This window comes from Novosphingobium sp. NFX11 (assembly GCF_057376415.1).
In genome coordinates, this window is the sequence record NZ_CP080386.1 from 348,999 (window position 1) to 368,779 (window position 19,781).

Consider the following 19,781-nt stretch of genomic DNA (forward strand, 5'->3'; position numbering starts at 1 on the left):
CAAACACCGATTGAGCTCGGGACACACCAGAGCGGCGGGCTCGTGAATAACCCGGGCTAGGGTTCCAGTGGCTGAGAGATTCGCCGTGCTCCCCCCGCTGGAGCCGCGCAATGCCCCGATTCTATTTTCACCTCCGAGATCACACTGATTCCGTTATCGATCCCGAAGGCCAAGAGCTTCCCGACCTGCAGGCGGCCGAGCGTGTGGCGCTGGAAGCGGCTCGTGATACCCTTAGTCAGGAAATGAAGGGAGGCTTCCTCGATCTACGGTACCGTATCGAAGTGGAAGATGAAGCCGGAACTGTCATTTACTCATTGCCGTTGAAAGACTCGTTCGCAGTCCGAGAATGACTGTCAATCGACCTCGGTTCCAACACGCTTGGGCCGCGTTGGTCGAAATGGCGCAAAAATAGCCTATGTTAATGTGCCAAAATGCGACATCCTTACGTTTGGCATTTGCGACCGTGAGTTAAGTGTGCTCCCGCCCGCAGGAGGAAGCATGTTTGATTCTGCTCTCGAACTGGTTGTGCGTAAACTTGAAACAAGGGTCGGCTTATCTCCGGATGATCGGCAGGCTATTTTTGCTCTTCCTCATGTTTTAAGAACATATAGCGCCACCGATTATGTCATTAGAGATGGAGAGCCGCCACGCCAACATTGCGACTTCATTCTGGATGGCATCGCTTTTCGACAAAAAATGACTGTGGATGGCTCCCGGCAGATCGTCTCCATTCATTTTAGCGGCGACTTCATCGACCTTCAACATTTATTCCTTAATACTGCCGACCATAATATTGAGGCACTTACAAGTTTGAAGGTGATTGGGATCGAACGGACTGCGTTACAACAATTAACGCTGCAGTACCCTGCGGTGGCGAGAGCCATGTGGATCGAGGCACTGGTCGACTCGTCGATCTACCGGGAATGGGTGATTAATGTCGCACGCCGAGATGCCCGTGGTCGGATCGCCCACCTCATCTGTGAGATCTGGTCCCGCGTGAAAGCTGCTGGGTTTTTAGACACCCGAGGATTTAAACTGCCGCTCACGCAGGTGCAGATTGCAGATGCTGTCGGTTTGACCACGGTCCATGTGAACCGTGTCATCCAGTCGATGAGGTCCGAAAGGCTGATAAGAGACCAGCGTCACGTCGAGCCCCTTAACATGGCGGCTCTGGCTGAGGCCGGCGGCTTCGACCCACGCTACCTTCATCTAGAGCAGCTATCGACTGCAAATATGTCATAACGGAAGTTGCCGACCTGATGTCTTGAGCCAACATCAGATCCTTGCGACGACGTGGTGTCAAATTATAGTATTGGCTGCTTCTCGCTATTTTGAAGGCCCTGTCCTATGCGACTCGGAAATTGGTTCGATCCAAAGCTTGAAGGCGAGCCAAAGATCGACATCGCCGACGACGGTATCGAGAGGTCCAGGCGGGCGATTGAGGCGTCGATGCAGTTGATCCGCAATATTGGAGACACTAGGCGTAGCGCTAACGGTAGCGGCCGACCATCAGTCATCATCAAACGCGACGAGGGGCACAACTAGCACGGTGGCTCTGAGGGCGTGACTGGTTTCCGCAGTGAACGCCGATATCGGACATGGCCGCTTCCAGACGGGACGTCCCACCGTCAAACGGCCGATTTCAGGGGCGGCAAGTGGCCCCTGACGTGACCCCCGGATTTTCCTCCAAGGTTGATTAGAGTCTGGCCTGATGGAAGGACGGACGAATGAAGCGAGCAAGGTTCACAGAAGAGCAGATCATCGGCGTGCTGAAGGAACAGGAGGCTGGCGCGAAGACTGCCGACCTGGCTCGTCGCCACGGGGTATCGGAAGCGACGATCTACAACTGGAAAGCCAAGTATGGCGGTCTGGAGGTTTCGGAGGCCAAGCGATTACGGTCGCTCGAGGACGAGAACGCCAAGCTGAAGCGACTGCTGGCCGAGGCGATGCTGGATAACGCCGGGCTGAAGGATCTTCTCGCAAAAATTGGTAACGCCCGCTGCCAAGCGAGAGGCGGTCGCTCGTCTCCAGGCGGTTCTGGGGATGAGCGAGCGGCGGGCGTGCCGTGTTATCGGCGCTGATCGGAAGAGCATGCGCTACCGGTCACAGCGAGAAGATGACGCTGACCTTCGGTTGAAGCTGCGTGAGCTTGCGCAGCAGCGCCGTCGGTTTGGCTATCGTCGGCTGCACATTCTGCTGCGGCGTGAGGGCGTGGTGATCAACCGGAAGAAGACACAGCGGCTCTATAGCGAGGAGAAGCTGGCGGTCCGACGCAGGCGCAACCGGCGCCGTGCCATCGGCGCACGAGCACCAGCTCCGGTGCTGGCGCTACCAAACCAGCGATGGAGCCTGGACTTCGTCCATGATCAGCTGGCTACAGGACGGCGGTTCCGAGTGCTCAACATCGTCGACGATATAACCCGCGAGTGCCTGCGCGCGGTGCCGGACACGTCGATCTCAGGGCGTCGGGTGGTGCGTGAGCTCACCGAGCTGATCGCCGAGCGCGGTAAGCCTGGGATGATTGTCAGCGACAACGGCACCGAGCTGACCTCGAACGCTGTCCTCGCCTGGTGCGGAGAGGTCGGAGTGGAGTGGCACTATATCGCCCCGGGCAAGCCGATGCAGAATGGTTACGTCGAGAGCTTCAACGGTCGGATGCGCGACGAGCTGCTCAACGAGACCCTGTTCCTGAGCCTCGACCATGCCCGGGTGGTGATCGCCGCTTGGGCAGAGGATTACAACCAGGAGAGGCCGCACTCATCCCTTGGATACGAGACCCCAGCGGCCTTCGCCGCTGAATTGAATAAGCAATGGCCTGCTTCGCTACGCCCTACGGGCTCCGCTGCGCAGGCCATTGCTCAACCCGCGCTCATGCGCAACAAAGCTGCCCGGCTCTAATCCCGACTGGAGGAAACCCGGGGGTCACGTCAGTAGCGAGCCGCATTAAACTGGGTTTCAAACGCACACTGGGGCCGGCAAGATGTGCTTTTTTGGGCCGGCGAGGTCATCCAGAAGGGATTTTATAGGTGGCTCGTGCGCACCTATCTCACCGGCTGCTACCAGGGCGGGTCCGGAATGGCCGCTCACATGACGAGGACGTCGGTCAAGGTTTAACTTGGTGACAGCATTGGTCGTCTCCTTGGCGATCGGATCCAGGCTTTGCCCGTTGCATGACGCGGATCGACGGGTCGACCCATATCCAGCTCACATGCGGTCGCCGTCCGGAACGGCTGCACCATTATCCCGCTTGCGGCGGGCACGGGCTCAGGAAAGCGAGACCAGTCTTTTAGGCGGCATTTGAAGCCAACAGCCATTTCGGTTCGCCTCCTGGATCCACGGAGCTGATCGGGCTCCGGGAATGGTTGGAAGGTGTTGCGTCACGCGGTCTTCATAATGGCTCCTTCGATAACCACACCAGCAGTCGCATACTTCCACAGGGCGACCAGAAGCTTGCGAGCAAGCGCGACGATTGCCGGCTTTTGTGCCGACCACCGTTGTGCTGCACGCGAGCCTGGAACCAACGCGCGAGGGCGGAGTCCGGCTGATAGCGGACCCAGAGCCATGACAGCTCCACCATGGTCGTTCGAAGTCTGGCGTTGCCAGCCTTGGAGACGCCCTGCTCGTATCTGATTGATCCGCTTTGCCAGGGCGTGGGTGCCAGTCCAGCGTAGGCTGCGAGCTGGCGCCGGTTATCAAAGTGGCGAAACAGCCCCTCAGAATAAAGGATTGTCGCGAACTCGGGTCCGATACCTTTAAGGTTGAGGAGCATCACGGCGGGCGTATTGTCCGCCTGTGCAGCGATGAGCAAAGCGCGTTCGTCCTCGACGGCTTTGATCTGTTCGATGATCAGTTCGAGACGATCGAGTTCCCGATCAATCTGCGACCTGACATGAGCCGCAAGAACGCGTCCATCGCCCGTTATGAGGTCTTCGAGCCGCTTGCGCCGGTCTCGACGTAACGGTTCATATCCGGTGACGCCCTGTGTGAAGAGCAAACCTTTGATCCGGTTGGTGTGCTGAGTGCGCTCAGTGATCAGGACCTGGCGCTCGCGGCAGATGCGACGCCGATCTTCCTCCTCGACGCTGGGTGGCCTGACCATCGCGCAGACGCGTGGTTCGCCTCGCTTGTAGGCGAGCAAAGCACGGACCAACGCTTCGCCATCGATCTTGTCCGTCTTCGCACGTCGGCGTCGGCGGGATGTCGCGATCGACGCCGGGTCAACGACATGGCTGTCGATACCTTCTCTCTCCAGGATCCGGTGGATCCAGAAACCATCGAGACCGGCCTCCTGGATGACAATGAAGCCGAACTCCTGTCCGGTTCGCGCCTGCGCCTTCGCACGAAGCTGCGCGAAGCGCTCCATCAACCCGGCAACATCGCCAGCGCGTACAACATGCTTCGACATCCGCTCGCCGGCGCCTGGCGACAAAGACGTGATCAGCCACGTTGATTTAGACAGTTCCATCGAAACGAAGATCGCGCCAAGATCTATACGGATAGCGGCGGGCGCATGGGGTCGATCTGCTGCAAGCATGGTTGCCTCCACGGAGTTAGGGGTCAGCAACCGCACTCTGACAGAGTGTCAGCCGCTATCCACCCTCGCCATGGGATCTTTTAGCGCCTGCCGGGCAGATACCAGACATTCCTACCGTTGCCATGGCATCCTTCCTGCCGGGAAACAGGCGAAAGCCGCCATGTCGCCCGCCGTGTAATTTTCGACAGTGGCGCGCGGCAGATCGCGACCAAGTACTGCCGCTCACTAAGTGCGGTGCGAACGTTTGGATCGGGCGGAAGCAGCCGGACAGCAAGCGCCCCAATAGCGCATGCTCGAACAACCTGATAGGCTTTCTACAGAGGAGAACCATATGCGCGGTCTTGCAGTACTTTGCGCTACGGTCGCAACGCTGGTCACGCCGGCCAAGGCACAGGTGAGCGACGTAGTCCGGACGGAGGTTGTCGAGGCAGAGGAATCTTGGCGACAAGCCCGCATCGACGGCGACGTAGCTTTCCTTGAACGCTTCTATGGGAAAGAGGCGCGGATTCAGGGAATGGACGGCAAGGCTCTCACGCGCGAGGCCGACATAGCAATGTTCAAGACTGGCCAGATCAAGCCTAAGTTTATCACACATGGCCCGCTCGACATCCAGACTTACGGCGATGTCGCGATGGTCAGTGACCTGCCCCCGAAAGGTCCCTCATTCTGATGTAGAGTCTGCTCACGAGAAGGAGCAGACGCATGAGGAAGAGCCGTTTCACCGAGGCGCAGATCATCGGGATGATCAAGGAACAGGAGGCAGGGCTTCCAACGGTCGAGGTTTGCCGGAAGCACGGCCTGAGCACGGCGACCTTTTACAAGCTGAAGGCGAAGTATGGCGGCATGGAGGTTTCCGATACCCATCGGTTGCGGCAATTGGAGGACGAGAACGGCAAGCTGAAGCGGCTCCTGGCCGACAGCATGCTGGACAACGCGATCCTGAAAGACCTGCTGGGAAAAGGCTGACGACGCCGGGCCAGCGGCGCGACGTGGCGCTCGGTGTAATGCGGGACTACCAGGTCTCACAGCGCCGGGCCTGCGTGCTGATTGGCGTCGATCCCAAGACGGTCCGGCGCGAACGCCCGCCGGACCACGAAGCCATTCGCGAAGCCATGCGGGAGATCGCAGGCCAGCGCCGTCGGTTCGGCTATCGCCGGATCGGGGTCATGCTGGAGCGCAAGGGCATGAGCATGAACCACAAGAAGCTCTACCGGCTATATCGGGAAGAAGGCTTGTCGGTGCGCCGACGTCGCGGCCGTAAGCGCGCCCGGGGCAGTCGGACACCGGTGCCGGGAGCACTTCGCCCTGGTGACCGCTGGTCGATGGACTTTGTCTCCGATACGTTTGGCGCGTCGCGCAAGTTCAGGATTCTGGCGATCAACGATGATTGCTGCCGGGAGAACCTGTGCTTGGCCGCGGACACCAGCATCTCGGGGGTTCGGGTGGCGCGCGAACTGGACGCGCTGGTTCGCCTGCATGGGAAACCTGCTTGCATTGTCAGTGATAATGGCACTGAATTTACGAGCCGGGCGATCCTGCAGTGGGCTAGCAAGAACAAGGTCGAGTGGCATTACATCGACCCCGGAAAACCCCAGCAGAATGGCTTCATCGAGAGCTTCAACGGCTCATTGCGCGATGAGCTGCTCAACGAGGAACTGTTTAGTACTACAGTTGCATTTGTAGACGTTTTCTTCGGTGGCAGTAAGCTGCAACAGACTGGTGTATTCGCCGCCATCGGGACCATGCCCAAATTGCGGCGGGATGGGTCTTGGCTGTGAAGAGGAGCTTCGCGATGAGACGCCGGATTTCCGGTGTTGTGAGGATGCCCTGAGGTAAGCGCGTCATGCCGCCCGCCGCTTCGGACTCGTTTTGTCCCGTTTACTTGGGTCGCCGAGTTCGGGTTCGGCACGGATCCAGGCGGTGCGGCGCTGATCGGCAGCGAGCTTGGTGAGGAAGGCGGCAGCGGCCATGACCAGCGTCATGTGGCGATGCCAGCCATGCCAGGAGCGGGCCTCACAATGGTCGAGACCGAGATCATCCTTGGCGCGCAGGAAGCATTCCTCGATGGTCCAGCGCAGGCCCGCTGCTCCGGCCAGTTCCGCGAGCGAAGCCCCTTCGCGCGCATGAGCGAAATAGTAGGCAATCTCGTCGGGGTTCCTGAGGTTGCGGCGGAACAGTAGCCAGCGTTCGAAACCGTGTTGCGTTGTCCAGTTCAATGGCAGGCGTGCCCAGTGATACAGCCGTGGCCCCTTGGCGCCTTCACCCGCCGACAGAGCATGCCAGTCACCCGCTTCGAGTTCCCCTGCCAGATAAGCGGGATCGGTCTGGACGAGGCCCTCTTGCGTGAGGAACCGCAAATGCTGGTTGGAACGCACCGCCAGGACATAGGGCTGGCCGCGATCCTCCAGCATGCGGCGCAACTTGTAATCCGAGCCATAGAGCGCATCGGCCAGCACCCAGGCGCAGGAGATGCCGGTATCCAGGGCTGCGGCGATCATCTCGCGCGCCATGGCCGGCTTGGTGGAGAAGGCAACATCCTCCGGCACGCTCGCCTTTCGGCGACGTTCGCTGTCCCCGGCCCAAGCCTGGGGGAGATAGAGCCGCCGATCGATCAGGGCGTGACCGTAGCGACTGGCATAGCCCAGAAACACGCCGATCTGGCTGTTCTCGATCCGCCCGGCCGTTCCCGAATATTGCCGCGCCACCCCGACCGAATGCGCGCCCTTCTTCACAAACCCCGTCTCGTCCACGACAAGCACGCTATCGTTGTCGCAAAGAGTGGCCATGACGTAATCCTGCACGCGCTCACGCAGCACATCGGCCGACCAGGCGCTCCGGCCGAGCAGCGACTGGATTCGATAGGGTCGATCCAATCCCGCCTCCTCCGCCAGCATCCATCCCGTTTTGCGCTCCACGCCCGAAAGCAGCCCATCGATGAAGGCTCCGGCCGAGGCCCGCGTCTCCGCCCGGCCCAGCGCCGGGGCAAGATGCGCCTTCAACTCTTCAAGCGCTGCCCGCCAATCAACCAGCGTCCCCGCCCACTCCGCAACCGCCATGATCCAATCCTCCGCCGATCACCCGCAGAGAATCAGAAAGTGACTTCAAATGCAACTGTAGTATTAGAGCAGTTTTCGATCATTCTGGTTCATAGCCGCACGATCTGAAGTAGTTGGCGCATTCCTGAGGCTGGAAGATATCGACGAGTTTGCCGATCAAGCTCCACAGGCCGCTGACCGTTCGCTCGCCCGCTTTACGGAGCATGGCCTTCAGGCGGGAGAACGCTTTCTCGATCGGGTTGAAGTCTGGGCTGTAGGGCGGGAGAAAGCGCAGGGTTGCGCCTGCAGCCTCGATGAGCACCTGCACCGATGCGCGCTTGTGGCTCGACAGGTTGTCCATGATGACGACGTCGCCGGGCCGCAGTTCCGGGACGAGGACCTGAGCGACGTAGGCTTCGAACCAGTCACCGTTAATCGGTCCATCGAGCACCATGGGCGCGACCATGCCAGTCATGCGCAGGCCAGCGACGAGAGTGGTGGTTTTGCGGTGGCCGTGCGGGAAGCCCATCCGCAGTCGCTCGCCTTTCGGGCAACGTCCGTGGCTGCGGGTCATATTGGTCGCGGTCCAGGTTTCGTCGATGAAGACCAGGCGCTCCGGTTCGAGATCGAGTTGACCCTCGAACCAGTCCTGACGCTGTTTCAGGACGTCTGGTCGATCTTGCTCTATCGCATGGCCTGTCTTTTTTGCGCGTCAGGCCACGGCGAACAAAAAAGCGATGTAGCCCGGCCACGGAAACGGCCATTCCCTTGTCCGCAAGCGCCAGACGTAGTTCTTCGAGGGTGATGTCCCTGCGCTCCTCCCAAATGGCCAGAATGTCCGCTGCCCGCTCTTCCACCTGCCGCGAGCGCATATCCCCGCCGCGCGGCTTTGGGGCTATGTCACCCGTCTCGCGCTGCTGTGCCCGCCAACGGACCGCCGTTGATGGTGCAACACCGAACCGGGCCGCCGCAGCACGGCAACTCGATCCACTGTCCACCGCTGCCAACAGCCGAGTGCGCAAATCCATCGAAAGAGCCATCCATGCCGGCCTCCTTCACCAGCACGGATTCTGAATCAGAAATCGCGCCCGAAGGGAATCCCAGACCGATTCAGAACGGTCGAAAACCGCTCTAACAGCCTGACTGACGCCCGTCGGAAGCTGGCCATCTGGCGCTACGACTATAACCATGTTCGGCCCCACTCATCGTTGGGAAATCGAACGCCTGCACAAGCGCGTCGGACGTTCGTGCAGGACGATAGCATCACGCCCGACGCGCTTGTGCAGGCGAGCGTGCCGGAATATTCAACCGCAAGACTCTCGTTATGAGCGAGGGACCGCCGGGGGCAGGTCAACTGGTGTCGACCACCTCGGTGGAACGGCGTTTGGCCGCTATGGCGAGATGTTCCTGCGCTTCACCGACGTGCTCGTTAAGCGAGACGGGCGATGGCAGTTGATTGTGCAGCAAGCTACCAGCACAACCGGGTTTTAGCGAAAGCTTTCCACCCCGCTATCGCCATTCCGCCCGGGCGGAGATCGCTCAACTCGCCGAAACCGGACAGGCGGAATTAGGCGACGTGACCATCCTGTCGCCTGTCGACCAGAGCACGAACATGACGTAATCGCGGGAGCGCCGGCCGTTGGCCAGATGCACGGGATTACTGGAAGGTTGGTTGCCCCCCGATAAGATGAAGAACGGGCTCACGATTTTGGATCGGGCCCAGCATCAGACGGAGGACAACCGTGGATCAGCATATAGGACTCGACGTTTCTCTAAAAGACACTTCGATATCAGTTCGTCAGGACGGCAAGCGCGTTTGGCGCGGCAAGTGTGCGTCCGATCCCACACTGCTTGCGGCTGTGATCCGCAAACGCGCGCCGAATGCAAAGCGCGTGGTATTTGAAACCGGTCCGTTGTCGGTTTGGTTTTACCACGCGCTTACTGCGGAGGGTTTGCCCGCGATCTGCATAGACGCCCGTCATGCCAAGGCCGCTCTCGATATGGCTGCCAACAAGACAGATGCGAACGACGCCGACGGCCTGGCCCATCTGGCCGAGGTGGGTTTTTACCGGGAGGTACGCGTTAAAGGCTTCGACAGCATGCTGATGAGGACACTGATCGCTGCCCGACGCCAGCTAATGAAGACGCGGGTGCAAATGTCGAACCAGATACGCGGGCTGATGAAGACGTTTGGGCTCGTTGTACCCAAAGGTGCCGGGAGCGTCTTCGAACGCAATGTTCTCACGCTTCTGGATGGTGAAACCGATTTGGCGCGCATTATTTTCCCGCTGCTTAAAGCCTGGGGCGATATCCGACTTCGCGTGGCGGAGTTAACCAAGCAGCTGGTCGCAATGGCTGGCACGGATCAACGCTGCCGCCTGCTCACCTCTGTGCCTGGTGTAGGCACCGTTACCGCTACGGCTTTTGCAGCAGCAGTGGAGGATTCGATCAACTTCAAGAACTCGCGTGCTGTGGGCGCCTGGGTCGGGTTGACCCCGAAGCGATATCAATCGGGAGAGGTTGACTATGAAGGCCACATCTCGCGTCGCGGCGACGCGAAGTTGCGCACCCTGTTGTACGAGGCGGCATCGGTCATTTTGAACAGGTCGACAGAGACGAACACATTGCGCACTTGGGCCCTGGCGCTGAAGGAGCGGCTTGGTTTCAAACGAGCCGCAGTCGCCCTCGCGCGCAAACTGGCGGTAATCATGCACGCGATGCTGAAGACAGGCGAGCTGTTTGATCCAAATGCTGGAGCCGCCGTGCCGACTTGATAAACGACGGCACACCGTCACCAGCGCATCTAAAGTTCACCGATAGCGTCCTTTGAGGACGCGCCGAGCCGTCCCTGCCGGGGACGCGGCTGAGATCATTCCGCGAAGCGGGAAGCAACTGGCCTTTGGGAGCAGATTGCGTCACGAACATAGGAAGATCTTGCCTACGGAACCCATCCTGCGGCGATCAACTTGCATCGACCGCGTAGACGACCCTGTACCCGGCATACGCATGGCAAAAGTTATGAACGAATGATTTGGCTGGCTTGACAGAGCGGCGATTAGACGACCCGCTCCGCGGGAGGGTCGCTTGGGGTGACGTAGCGTAGTATTTGTAAGGCTTTCGGCGGGTCGGCGTCGCCCGCCGACGGTGGAGTTCCTTCAACGGAGAGGAACTTACCATGGATGCTATCACGACCGCTGCCCCGACCCATTCGCTGCGTGAGCGGATGCTGCAGGACATGACGATGCGTGGCTTCGGGGCGCACACGCAGAACGATTATATCCGACATGTCCGGAACTTCGCCGCGTTTCTCGGCCGCCCCCGGACACGGCCACGGTGGAAGACCTCCGGCGTTTTCAGGTTGACCAGCACGAGCGCGCCGTTGGTCCAGCCACGATCAATGGCGCGGTATCGGCACTGCGGTTCCTCTTCGGGATAACCCTCAGGCGGCCGGAGATGGCCCTAGCGCTGGTCGTCGTGCGCTTCACACCCAAACTGCGGGTGGTTTTGAGCGTCGAGGAGACAGCGCGGCTGCTCGAGGCTGCGCCAGGCATCAAGTACAAGGCGGCCCTCAGCGTGGCCTATGGCGCGGGCCTGCGGGTTTCGGAGGTTGCCCACCTCAAGGTCGATGACATCGACAGCACCCGGATGATCATCCGCGTCGAGCAGGGCAAGGGACGCAAGGACCGCAACGCCATGCTCTCACCGCACCTGCTGGACTTGCTCCGTCAATGGTGGCGCGAAGGCAAGCGGCGCGGAGTGATGCTACCTCATGGCTGGCTGTTCCCCGGCCGCAGCGGCACGGATCCGGTCTCGGCTTGAACCGCCCCGAGATTGCCGGAGGCCCTAACTCCTGAGAGAATAGGGTCCACGATGAGCAAGACGACGAACAAGTTTGCCCCTGAGGTTCGGCAGCGAGCGATCCGCATGGTTTTGGATCATGAGGGCGATTATCCCTCTCGCTGGGCGGCGATCACATCGGTGGCCGGGAAGATCGGGTGTTCCGGACACACGCTGCTGGAATGGGTTAAGAAATCCGAGGTGGACAGCGGCAAGCGCGGTGGCGTGCCGACGGAGACCGCCGAGAAGCTCAAGGCATTGGAGCGTGAAGTCCGCGAACTGCGGCAAGCCAATGAGATCCTGCGCAAGGCGTCGGCATATTTGCCCAGGCGGAGCTCGACCGCCCGTTCAAACGATGATCGCCTTTATCGACGAGCATCGCGATGCCTATGGGGTCGAGCCGATCTGCCGGGTTCTGCCGATCGCCCCATCCACCTATCACGAGCGCCTTGCCAAGCGGCGAGACCCGGCTTTGCAATCCGCTCGCGTCCGGCGGGATAAAGAGCTGAAGCCCGAAGTTCTGCGGGTCTTTGCCGAGAACTTCGGCGTCTACGGTGTGCGCAAAGTATGGCGGCAGATGAAGCGCGAGGGCTTCGATGTTGCACGCTGCACCGTGCAGCGGTTGATGCGAGATCTTGGTCTTCAAGGGGTGATCCGGGGCAAGCCGGTGCGTACCACGATCGCGGACAAGACCGCGCCATGCCCGCTCGATCAGGTCAATCGCCAGTTCCATGCTCCGGCGCCGAACATGCTCTGGGTTTCCGACTTCACGTATGTCGCTACCTGGGCGGGGTTCGTCTACGTCGCCTTCGTGATCGACGTCTACGCCCGTTACATTGTGGGTTGGCGGGTCAGCAGGACAGCACACGCCAGCTTCGTGCTGGATGCGCTGGAGCAGGCTATCCACGACCGACGGCCCGTTCACCGGGGCGGCTTGGTCCATCACAGCGACCGCGGATCACAATACGTGTCCATCAAGTACACTGAACGTCTCGCTGAAGCCGGCATCGAGCCATCTGTCGGCAGCGTCGGCGACAGCTACGACAACGCTTTGGCCGAGACGATCAACGGCCTTTACAAGGCCGAAGTGATCCACCGTCGAGGACCTTGGCGCTCGTTCGAAGCCGTCGAATACGCCACGCTGGAATGGGTCGACTGGTTCAACAACAGGCGCCTGCTGGAGCCGATCGGAAACATTCCGCCGGTCGAAGCCGAGCAACGTTACTACGCTATGCTGGACGACGTCCCGCTAGCTGCCTAATTTAAGAAAACTGGCCTCCGGCAATCTCGGGGCGGTTCAGATCGCCAGTTGCACCGCGTCGTGCAGGAAGCGGCCGAGCGCGCCGAGATCCACAAGCGGGTAAGCCCGCATACACTGCGCCACTCGTTTGCCACTCACCTGCTCGAGCAAGGCGTCGATATCCGGGTCATCCAGGTGCTGCTGGGACACGTGAACATCAACACGACCGGCATCTATACCCAGGTCTCGAGCAAGACGATGCGGGCGGTGGCCAGCCCGCTCGACCAGATCGTTGCCGTGATGGAAGGCAGGGCACCTCCCGGTTGAACCGTGCGCGCCTCACTCGAGGTCGCCGATATCTTCCGGAGCAGCGGGCCCGCCTATCGTGCAGCCCATGCCGGGCATCTCAGCCTCGGCCAGCTCAAGGTCATGACGGCGATCGAGAACTGCCGCACCGCCGCACTGGGCGGTCACGTTGAAGCCTGCGATGATTGCGGGCACTGGCGGATCGCCTACAACTCCTGCCGCAACCGGCACTGTCCCAAGTGCCAAGGCGGCGCCGCGCGCACCTGGCTGGCCGCGCGCGAGGCCGACCTGTTGCCGGTTGGCTACTTCCACGTCGTGTTCACCGTGCCCGCCGAGATCGCGGATATCGCATGGCAGAACAAGGCGGTGGTCTATGATCTGCTGTTCCGCACAGCCGCGGATACCATGCTGACCATCGCCGCCGATCCCAAGCACCTCGACGCGCGGATCGGCATCACCGCCGTGCTGCACACTTGGGGATCGGCACTGACCCACCATCCGCACGTGCACATGATCGTGCCTGGCGGTGGCATCGCGCTCGACGGCACGCGCTGGATCTCGTCGCGCCCCGCATTCCTGTTGCCGGTGCGTGTGCTGGGCGCCTTGTTCCGACGGCTGTTCCTCACTCGCCTGTTGGCATTGTTCGATGCCGGCAAGCTGGTCTTCTTCAGCACCTTGGCTGGCCTCGAGATACGCAAGGCCTTCCTGCGGCATCTCTCGCCGATCCGGAAGAAGCGCTGGGTGGTCTATGCCAAGCCGCCATTCGCCGGGCCGCAGGCGGTGCTGGCCTATCTCTCACGCTACACGCACCGCGTTGCCATCTCGAACCGGCGGCTCCTCGGCTTCGACGAGACCGGCGTGACGTTCCGCTACAAGGACTATCGCCGCCCTGCTGCTGAACGCCAACAGGTCATGACGCTGGCGACCGACGAGTTCATCCGCCGCTTCCTGATCCACGTTCTGCCGCGCGGCTTCCACCGCATCCGGCATTACGGCCTGCTCGCCAGTTCGACCCACAAGGACACCATGGCGCTGGCCCGCAGACTGCTGGGCATTGCTGTACCGGTCGAGGAGCCCGAACCCGACGAACCTCCCGACCATCGCCCGCCATGCCCATGCTGCGGCGGGCACATGACCATCATCGAGGCCTTCGCCCGCTGGTGCCAGCCCCGCGCGCCGCCATCATCGGCATCGCCAATCCGGGGAATGCGCCATGATCCGGCATGGCTCAGGCTGCACGACGGTCACGCCCATGGCGCCATGGCCGATGACCCAGTGCATGCCCATTCCGGAATCAAGCCCAGCGCAAGGCACACCGACCAGCAAAACCACCACCGTCCGCACTCTGACGCCACACAAAGTCACGTTGATCCGGCCAGAACCGACCCTTCCGGATCGGCATCGCTTACCCGTCCAAACCACCCCTAAGCCGCTTTACCCATAGACCAGCGCATGGGGCCCGCGGGTTCCTGCATTGGAGGCTTTCGTACGCAAGCGCCCGAAACCCTTCACAAAATAGGCCGCTCCGTTGACACCAGTTGAAGGTCGGCTCCCACCATTACCGGCCACGCGAGAGTTCGTTAGCTGCGGGATTGGAGTGCGCCATCCGGACCGTCCACTGTTCTGAATTATTGCAGCCAGCTCGATCGTGGACCGGGAGCCCGTCACAGCCGCAGGCGAACCGCTAGGCTCAGGACCCATTGATTGGATAGTCGCGATGTGATTCAGGCTTCGGGAGGAGACTGAGCATGAGCGACTTGTATTGGTTGACGGACGTGCCGCGCGACGATCAGGATGAGAACGCGTGTTGCCTCATGAAGCGATGTTCCCGAGCGGCATAGCCATTGCCTCACGTAAATGCTCCCTACAGGACATCGCCCTCACTGACTATTCCTTGCGCGACTGGGTGCCGCGCAGTGGAGCCGGAGGCGACGCGGAGCGGTACCCAGTCGCGCGGCAACGAAGAGACGGTCTCTGCCCCCGAGGGCCTGCCAGCGGGCCCAGCTGCCGGGTTCAATACCAAGGCACGCGCCTTTTCTGATCGCCACACCTTCAACCGGCGCTGCACAGTCCGCAGCAGACCATCCGGATAATCGCCAGGCTGCTCAACCTGTAGCTTCTCGAGCAACTCCCGACCGGTGCGCCATGGCTCCTCCTCGAACCACGCCTTCAACTGTTCGGTCACCGTGACAAGCGGATCAGGACGGCGGCGCCAACGCTTCTGCGGGGCCTTTGCGGTTGCAGTGGGCCTCGCCTCGCCTTCGTGCCACAAGGTTCGCAGGCTCGTCATGAACGCATCCAGGGTTGGCGGCGAGGGTTCCGATCGGTTCATTACGGCTGCCCCGTCGGCCAGTCGCACCAACTTTTCTTGCGCCGTCCGGATGTCCCGCAGCAGCTGGACCGGATCGAGATCGGCGAACGCCTCACGGAGGCTCCGGCGCGTCTCCTCAGAGGTCCGTGGGTCGGCCAGCAACCGCTGGAACGGCGTCGCGGGAGCATGGTATCGTTTGTAGACCTTGGCGCCCTCACGTTGCTTCTCGGCAAGCTTGAACGATGGCTGGAAGAAGTTCACAAACAGGCGGGCCGCCGTATACAATTCGGCTAAAGCTCTCGTGGCCTCCAGCCCTTCGAACCGGCGATAGCCCGTCAGGCGCCGAACGACGGAACCGTTCTTCTGCTCAACCCAGGCCTGATCATTCTTGCGATAAGGACGGCAGCGGGTGAACGCGATCCCATGAGCCACGCAATAATCGCGCACCGTTTCGTTGATAAATACGCTGTCGTTGTCAGAGTCGAATCCCAACAAGGGGAAGGGCATCAGCCTGCGCAGTTCGGTAAGCACAGCCACCAGCAGCGTCTGTTCGCGCACCAGTAACGGTGCGCATTCAGTCCAGCCCGTCGCGATGTCGGTCAAAGTGAACGTCCAGGCCCAGCTACCTTTCGCTGCCGGTCCGCTGTGCGAGACCAGATCGACCTCCATGTGCCCCGGCGCCGGATCACCCCAGTCGTCAAATGTGCGGATCGGTACGCTGCGCCGGAGCTCGGTTCCAGATACGCCACGCCGCCGCTTCTTCGTCTGGCCTGCCTCCCGTATGGCGCGCAGTGAACGGTCTATAGTCGCCGGGCTCATCTGGAACAGACTGGCCTTGACCTGCGGTGCCAGATCGAGGTGGCCATGACCCTCCATCGCTTCGACAAGGATCGGAATCAGCGGCCTTAGCCGCTTGCCGCATAAACGGTCGCTCGCCTCCCACAACACCACTAGCGCAGTGCGCACAGCCTCATCGTAGATCCTGCGCCCGACACGCCCAGGAGTTCGGTCCAATGCTTCCTGCCGGAGAACCCTCATCGCATGTTTGCGATGGAACCCCGTGACCGCAACGAACTCATCGAGCACCTCGCCCTTACTCGACCGATCGCATGCCCGGTATCGCGCGCCGACCGCCTCGATCAATTCTTTCCGCGTTGCCATGCTCATCTTCCTCATCGTTCCCTCCCGACCGTTGCCGGGAGCATTCTAGATGAGGCAACGGCCTGTCACTCAGGAGCAAAAAGGGTGAGGCAATGCGCCTCTCACCCGGATTGTCGCGCCACAACGGACGAGCAAATGGCGCGGCTGTCGCCCTATTTCCCGAAGAGCCATGGCAAGCCTCGTGTGGACGATCGCCGGGTGCTGAGCGGGATCATCTTCGTCAACCGCAACGGGCTGCGCTGGCGTGATGCGCCGAGGGAATACGGACCCCACAAGACATTGTATAACCGCTGGAAACGTTGGGGTATGATGGGCGTGTTCACCCGGATGATGGAGGGCCTGTCCGCCCAAAGGGCCGAGCCCCAGACCGTTATGATCGATGCGACCTATTTCAAAGCCCACCGCACGGCATCGAGCCTTGGGGTAAAAAAGGGGTCCTGGGACGCCTGATCGGGCGCACCAAGGGCGGCTTGAACACCAAGCTTCACGCCGTCACCGATGCCAACGGCCGCCCTTTAAGCTTCTTTATCACGGCAGGCCAGATCAGCGATTACACCGGCGCGGCCGCTCTGCTCGACGACTTGCCCAAAGCCAAGCGGATGCTGGCAGATCGGGGCTATGACGCCGAATGGTTCAGGGACGCGCTTGAGCAAAAGGGCATCCAGCCCTGCATTCCGGGCCGTAGATCTCGTTCCTTTCCAGTCAAATACGACAAGCGCCGATACAAACGGCGAAACCGGATCGAGATCATGTTCGGCCGTCTGAAGGACTGGCGCCGCGTGGCAACACGCTACGACCGCTGCCCCACGGTGTTCTTCTCTGCCCTCGCTCTGGCGGCCACCGTGCTCTTCTGGCTGTGATCAATGAGTCCTGACCCTACGGCCCTGGGGGGCCACGCGGAAAGAAGCATCCATGCTCAAGGTCGCGAAAGTGCTCGATCGTACTCCTATCAATATGGGTTTAACCTTCACCCCAAATCCCGCGCGGTCACTCGCCAACGATACCGCGATCTACGACCGGACCTATGACGTTAGCGCCGATCAGGCGGATCCTCTGCTTGCGATGCTCGGGGCGTTTCTCGCGAATGAACCGTTCTTCGCGTGGGCACGTAGAGGTCGGAAGTTGGGAGCGTGAGGCGCGGCATCTTGATCGCTCGCTTCAAGTTGACGTTCCAAGGCGGCATCAAGGACGGAATCGAGAGGAAGCCCAGACCGTCCCGGGTGCGCGCGGTCGCTGCGCGGTGTTGCAGCGTCGCGAGCTGCCGTCAGGCGATTCCCGCGCCGCCGGTCACGCCAAAGACTTCGCCGGTGATGTAACTGCCTTCCTGCGAGGCGAGCAAGACATAGACGGGAGCGATCTCCACAGGCTGGCCGGGGCGACCGAACCGGCTGTGCTCGCCGAAGTGGGCCACCTTTTCCTGCGGTTGCCCGCCGCTTGCCTGAAGCACGGTCCAGAACGGCCCCGGTGCGACGACATTGGCGCGAATACCCTTTTCCATCAACTGCTTCGCCAGCGCCTTGGTATAGGCGACGATACCTGCTTTGGTGGTCGCGTAATCGAGCAGGATGTCCGAAGGCTCGTAGGCCTGCACCGAGGCAGTAGTTATGACGGATGCGCCCGCCGGCAAGTGCGGGACGGCCGCCTGCGTGATCCAGTGGAGCGCATAGAGGTTGGTCTTGAGCGTCTTGTCGAAGTCCTGAGAAGTGACCTCGCTGACATCCTCACGAAACTGCTGGCGTCCCGCGTTGATGACGAGGATGTCGATCCCTCCAAGCCCGTCCACTGCTTCGGTTACGAGCTGGCGGCTCCAGCTTTCCTCGCTCACGTCGCCAGGCAAAGCCACCGCCTTGCGCCCTTCGGCCTCAATCAGCGCGATGACCTCGCGTGCGTCCTCCTCCTCGCTAGGAAGATAGGCGATGGCAACGTCCGCGCCTTCGCGCGCATAGGCGATCGCCGCGGCGCGTCCGATGCCGGAATCCCCGCCGGTTACGAGCGCCTTTCGTCCCGTCAGCTTTCCGGCACCGACATAGCTTGTTTCGCCATGATCGGGCCTCGGTTCGAGCTTTCCGGCAATGCCGGGCCTCGGTTGCGGCTGCTCGGGAAATGGCGGCTTAGGGTATTGGCTGCGGGGATCCTGCATCGTGAGCCGGTCGGCCATAATCTCTCCTTTCTTCAAAATGGGCACGTCGAGCGCGAGCGTCACAAGCCCTTGGCCATGTTCAGATGGGCGGTGACGGCAGGAATGAGATCGCTTGCGAATGTCTTGAGCGACGGCTCGTCGCCACCTGCCAAATAGCCCCTCAGGGCATCGAGCGTGGCCTGATGGGCCGCGACCTGTGCCTTGGCGTAGGCCTCGTCGAAAGCTGTGCCGGACTTCGACTTGAGATCGTCAAGCTGCGTCTGTTGCGCCGCGGTGAGGCTCGGGGCAGGGGCGATCGGGGGCGTCGCCTTGGCGGCGGCCGCCGTCAACTTGGCGGTCGACTCCGTGTGGGCCTTCACCATCTGGTCGGCGAAAGTCTTCACCTTGGTGGACCCTGCCTTTTCGGCGGCGAGCTTCGATGATCTCGATCTCGAACATATCGCTGGCCGCAGCCAGGTCGGCGAAGACCTGCCCGGGACTTCCCGACTGCGTCGCAGTCGTCGCATCGACATTGTCCGCAGCCGCGGCCGTTGTCATGTCGGCGGCCGGCTCGGCCTTCTTGCTGTTGCAGGCGGTGAGGCTGACGACGGCAAGGGATGCTGCCAAAAGCGCGCTGTGCTTCATCACGATCTTTGCTCCGCGTTGAATGGTGGGGAATGAAAGTTGAACGAATGGCACTGCCAAAGCGTTCCGATCAACCATCGGCAGACTGGCGCGTTGCAGGGGCTCACATCGCGATATCAGCCGTGCCATTATCGAGGAGAGACGCATGAGCATCTTCGGAAACATCCTGAACAAGATCTTCCACCACGGGCCCGACAAAACGCCCGATCCGAAATCGGGAACGAACGCGCCAAAGGCAGCGCCGACGCCCGCTTCCGCAGCGCCCCCGTCGCCAGCATCTGCGCCTGCGGCGCCCGCCGCAGCGGCGCAGCCCGCCGTTGATGTGGGCGCGGTGCTTGAGGCGATGGCTGCGATGAAGGCTGACCATGGCGGCAATTACCGAACGTCGATCGTCGATCTCCTCAAACTGCTGGACCTCGATTCCAGCCTTGCGGCGCGCAAGGAGCTCGCGCAGGAACTGGGCGTCCATGCCGGGGCGGACGGTGCTGCGGAGCAAAACATCGCCCTGCACCGTGCGGTCATGGACAAGCTGGAAAGCAACGGCGGCATCGTGCCGGATACCCTGCGCGGCTGACCTCGTATGAAACACCGCG

General features: G+C 61.3%; 15 protein-coding genes, 6 pseudogenes and 1 other annotated feature. Of the genes and pseudogenes, 15 read left to right on the forward strand and 6 right to left on the reverse strand.

What is annotated here, in order from left to right:
- The first annotated feature begins 110 nt into the window (after positions 1-110).
- The 3 genes from KZO24_RS28305 (at position 111) to KZO24_RS28315 (ending at position 2,898) form a co-directional block, all read left to right on the forward strand.
- Entirely contained in the window at positions 111-350 is a 240-nt protein-coding gene (locus KZO24_RS28305) for a DUF6894 family protein (protein WP_486488140.1), read from the forward strand.
- A 148-nt stretch (positions 351-498) separates the two neighbouring features.
- A complete protein-coding gene (locus KZO24_RS28310; protein WP_486488364.1) occupies positions 499-1,242 on the forward strand; it encodes a Crp/Fnr family transcriptional regulator in 744 nt (247 codons plus the stop codon).
- Positions 1,243-1,727: 485 nt separating this feature from the next.
- Positions 1,728-2,898, forward strand: a protein-coding gene (locus KZO24_RS28315) for an IS3 family transposase (RefSeq protein WP_486488365.1) whose coding sequence is annotated in 2 segments (ribosomal slippage) — positions 1,728-1,981 and positions 1,980-2,898 — 1,173 coding nt in all. Because the reading frame shifts where the segments join, the coding sequence is not laid out codon by codon here.
- A gap of 479 nt (positions 2,899-3,377) precedes the next feature.
- Here KZO24_RS28315 and KZO24_RS28320 read toward each other — a convergent pair.
- A pseudogene (locus tag KZO24_RS28320) lies at positions 3,378-4,534 on the reverse strand (IS110 family RNA-guided transposase).
- A 331-nt stretch (positions 4,535-4,865) separates the two neighbouring features.
- Between KZO24_RS28320 and KZO24_RS28325 the strand changes: the two are divergent.
- Together KZO24_RS28325 and KZO24_RS28330 are read left to right on the forward strand one after the other, a co-directional pair.
- On the forward strand, positions 4,866-5,204 hold the full coding sequence (locus KZO24_RS28325; protein WP_486488366.1) for a nuclear transport factor 2 family protein: 339 nt from the start codon (positions 4,866-4,868) through the stop codon (positions 5,202-5,204).
- A 32-nt stretch (positions 5,205-5,236) separates the two neighbouring features.
- Positions 5,237-6,201 (forward strand): annotated as a pseudogene (locus KZO24_RS28330) (IS3 family transposase); the annotation flags it as partial.
- 174 nt (positions 6,202-6,375) lie between these two features.
- On the opposite strand, the gene KZO24_RS28335 reads toward KZO24_RS28330, so the two are convergent.
- On the reverse strand, positions 6,376-7,590 hold the full coding sequence (locus KZO24_RS28335; protein WP_486488367.1) for an IS701 family transposase: 1,215 nt from the start codon (positions 7,588-7,590) through the stop codon (positions 6,376-6,378).
- A gap of 79 nt (positions 7,591-7,669) precedes the next feature.
- Positions 7,670-8,609 (reverse strand): IS630 family transposase gene (locus tag KZO24_RS28340; protein WP_486488368.1). Its coding sequence is split into 2 segments (ribosomal slippage): positions 7,670-8,270 and positions 8,269-8,609, totalling 942 coding nucleotides; the frame shifts between segments, so codons are not numbered across the junction.
- A gap of 93 nt (positions 8,610-8,702) precedes the next feature.
- Here KZO24_RS28340 and KZO24_RS28345 point away from each other — a divergent pair.
- From KZO24_RS28345 to KZO24_RS28370, 6 genes and pseudogenes are all read left to right on the forward strand, one after another.
- Positions 8,703-8,897, forward strand: a pseudogene (locus KZO24_RS28345) (integrase core domain-containing protein); the annotation flags it as partial.
- Positions 8,898-9,311: 414 nt separating this feature from the next.
- Positions 9,312-10,343, forward strand: a complete 1,032-nt coding sequence (locus KZO24_RS28350; protein ID WP_486488369.1) for an IS110 family RNA-guided transposase — start codon at positions 9,312-9,314, stop codon at positions 10,341-10,343.
- A gap of 401 nt (positions 10,344-10,744) precedes the next feature.
- Positions 10,745-11,385 (forward strand): annotated as a pseudogene (locus KZO24_RS28355) (tyrosine-type recombinase/integrase); the annotation flags it as partial.
- A 54-nt stretch (positions 11,386-11,439) separates the two neighbouring features.
- Positions 11,440-12,667, forward strand: a protein-coding gene (locus KZO24_RS28360; RefSeq protein ID WP_486488370.1) for an IS3 family transposase whose coding sequence is annotated in 2 segments (ribosomal slippage) — positions 11,440-11,729 and positions 11,728-12,667 — 1,230 coding nt in all. Because the reading frame shifts where the segments join, the coding sequence is not laid out codon by codon here.
- Positions 11,721-11,836: a sequence feature (AL1L pseudoknot), on the forward strand. (Overlaps the previous gene by 116 nt.)
- A gap of 42 nt (positions 12,668-12,709) precedes the next feature.
- A pseudogene (locus KZO24_RS28365) lies at positions 12,710-12,973 on the forward strand (tyrosine-type recombinase/integrase); the annotation flags it as partial.
- A gap of 3 nt (positions 12,974-12,976) precedes the next feature.
- Positions 12,977-14,143 (forward strand): annotated as a pseudogene (locus KZO24_RS28370) (IS91 family transposase); the annotation flags it as partial.
- A gap of 673 nt (positions 14,144-14,816) precedes the next feature.
- Here the strand turns inward: KZO24_RS28370 and KZO24_RS28375 are convergent.
- Positions 14,817-16,439: an integrase catalytic domain-containing protein gene (locus KZO24_RS28375; protein WP_486488371.1), complete on the reverse strand. Its 1,623-nt coding sequence runs from the start codon at positions 16,437-16,439 to the stop codon at positions 14,817-14,819.
- 120 nt (positions 16,440-16,559) lie between these two features.
- Here KZO24_RS28375 and KZO24_RS28380 point away from each other — a divergent pair.
- Together KZO24_RS28380 and KZO24_RS28385 are read left to right on the forward strand one after the other, a co-directional pair.
- Positions 16,560-17,284 (forward strand): IS5 family transposase gene (locus KZO24_RS28380; RefSeq protein ID WP_486488372.1). Its coding sequence is split into 2 segments (ribosomal slippage): positions 16,560-16,863 and positions 16,863-17,284, totalling 726 coding nucleotides; the frame shifts between segments, so codons are not numbered across the junction.
- 52 nt (positions 17,285-17,336) lie between these two features.
- The gene (locus KZO24_RS28385; protein WP_486488373.1) at positions 17,337-17,558 is read left to right on the forward strand and encodes a DUF2274 domain-containing protein; all 222 of its coding nucleotides are present in this window, start codon (positions 17,337-17,339) and stop codon (positions 17,556-17,558) included.
- 130 nt (positions 17,559-17,688) lie between these two features.
- On the opposite strand, the gene KZO24_RS28390 is transcribed toward KZO24_RS28385, so the two are convergent.
- Positions 17,689-18,582 carry an SDR family oxidoreductase gene (locus KZO24_RS28390; RefSeq protein ID WP_486488374.1) on the reverse strand — a complete coding sequence of 298 codons (894 nt, stop codon included), beginning with the start codon at positions 18,580-18,582 and terminating at the stop codon, positions 17,689-17,691.
- A gap of 41 nt (positions 18,583-18,623) precedes the next feature.
- Complete coding sequence (locus KZO24_RS28395) at positions 18,624-18,947, reverse strand: DUF4142 domain-containing protein (RefSeq protein ID WP_486488375.1); 324 nt, start codon at positions 18,945-18,947, stop codon at positions 18,624-18,626.
- A gap of 35 nt (positions 18,948-18,982) precedes the next feature.
- On the opposite strand from KZO24_RS28395, the gene KZO24_RS28400 reads away from it, so the two are divergent.
- Entirely contained in the window at positions 18,983-19,210 is a 228-nt protein-coding gene (locus tag KZO24_RS28400) for a hypothetical protein (protein WP_486488376.1), read from the forward strand.
- A gap of 123 nt (positions 19,211-19,333) precedes the next feature.
- Positions 19,334-19,762 (forward strand): DUF3597 family protein, encoded by a 429-nt coding sequence (locus KZO24_RS28405; protein ID WP_486488377.1) that lies wholly within the window; start codon positions 19,334-19,336, stop codon positions 19,760-19,762.
- The last annotated feature ends 19 nt before the right edge of the window (positions 19,763-19,781 follow it).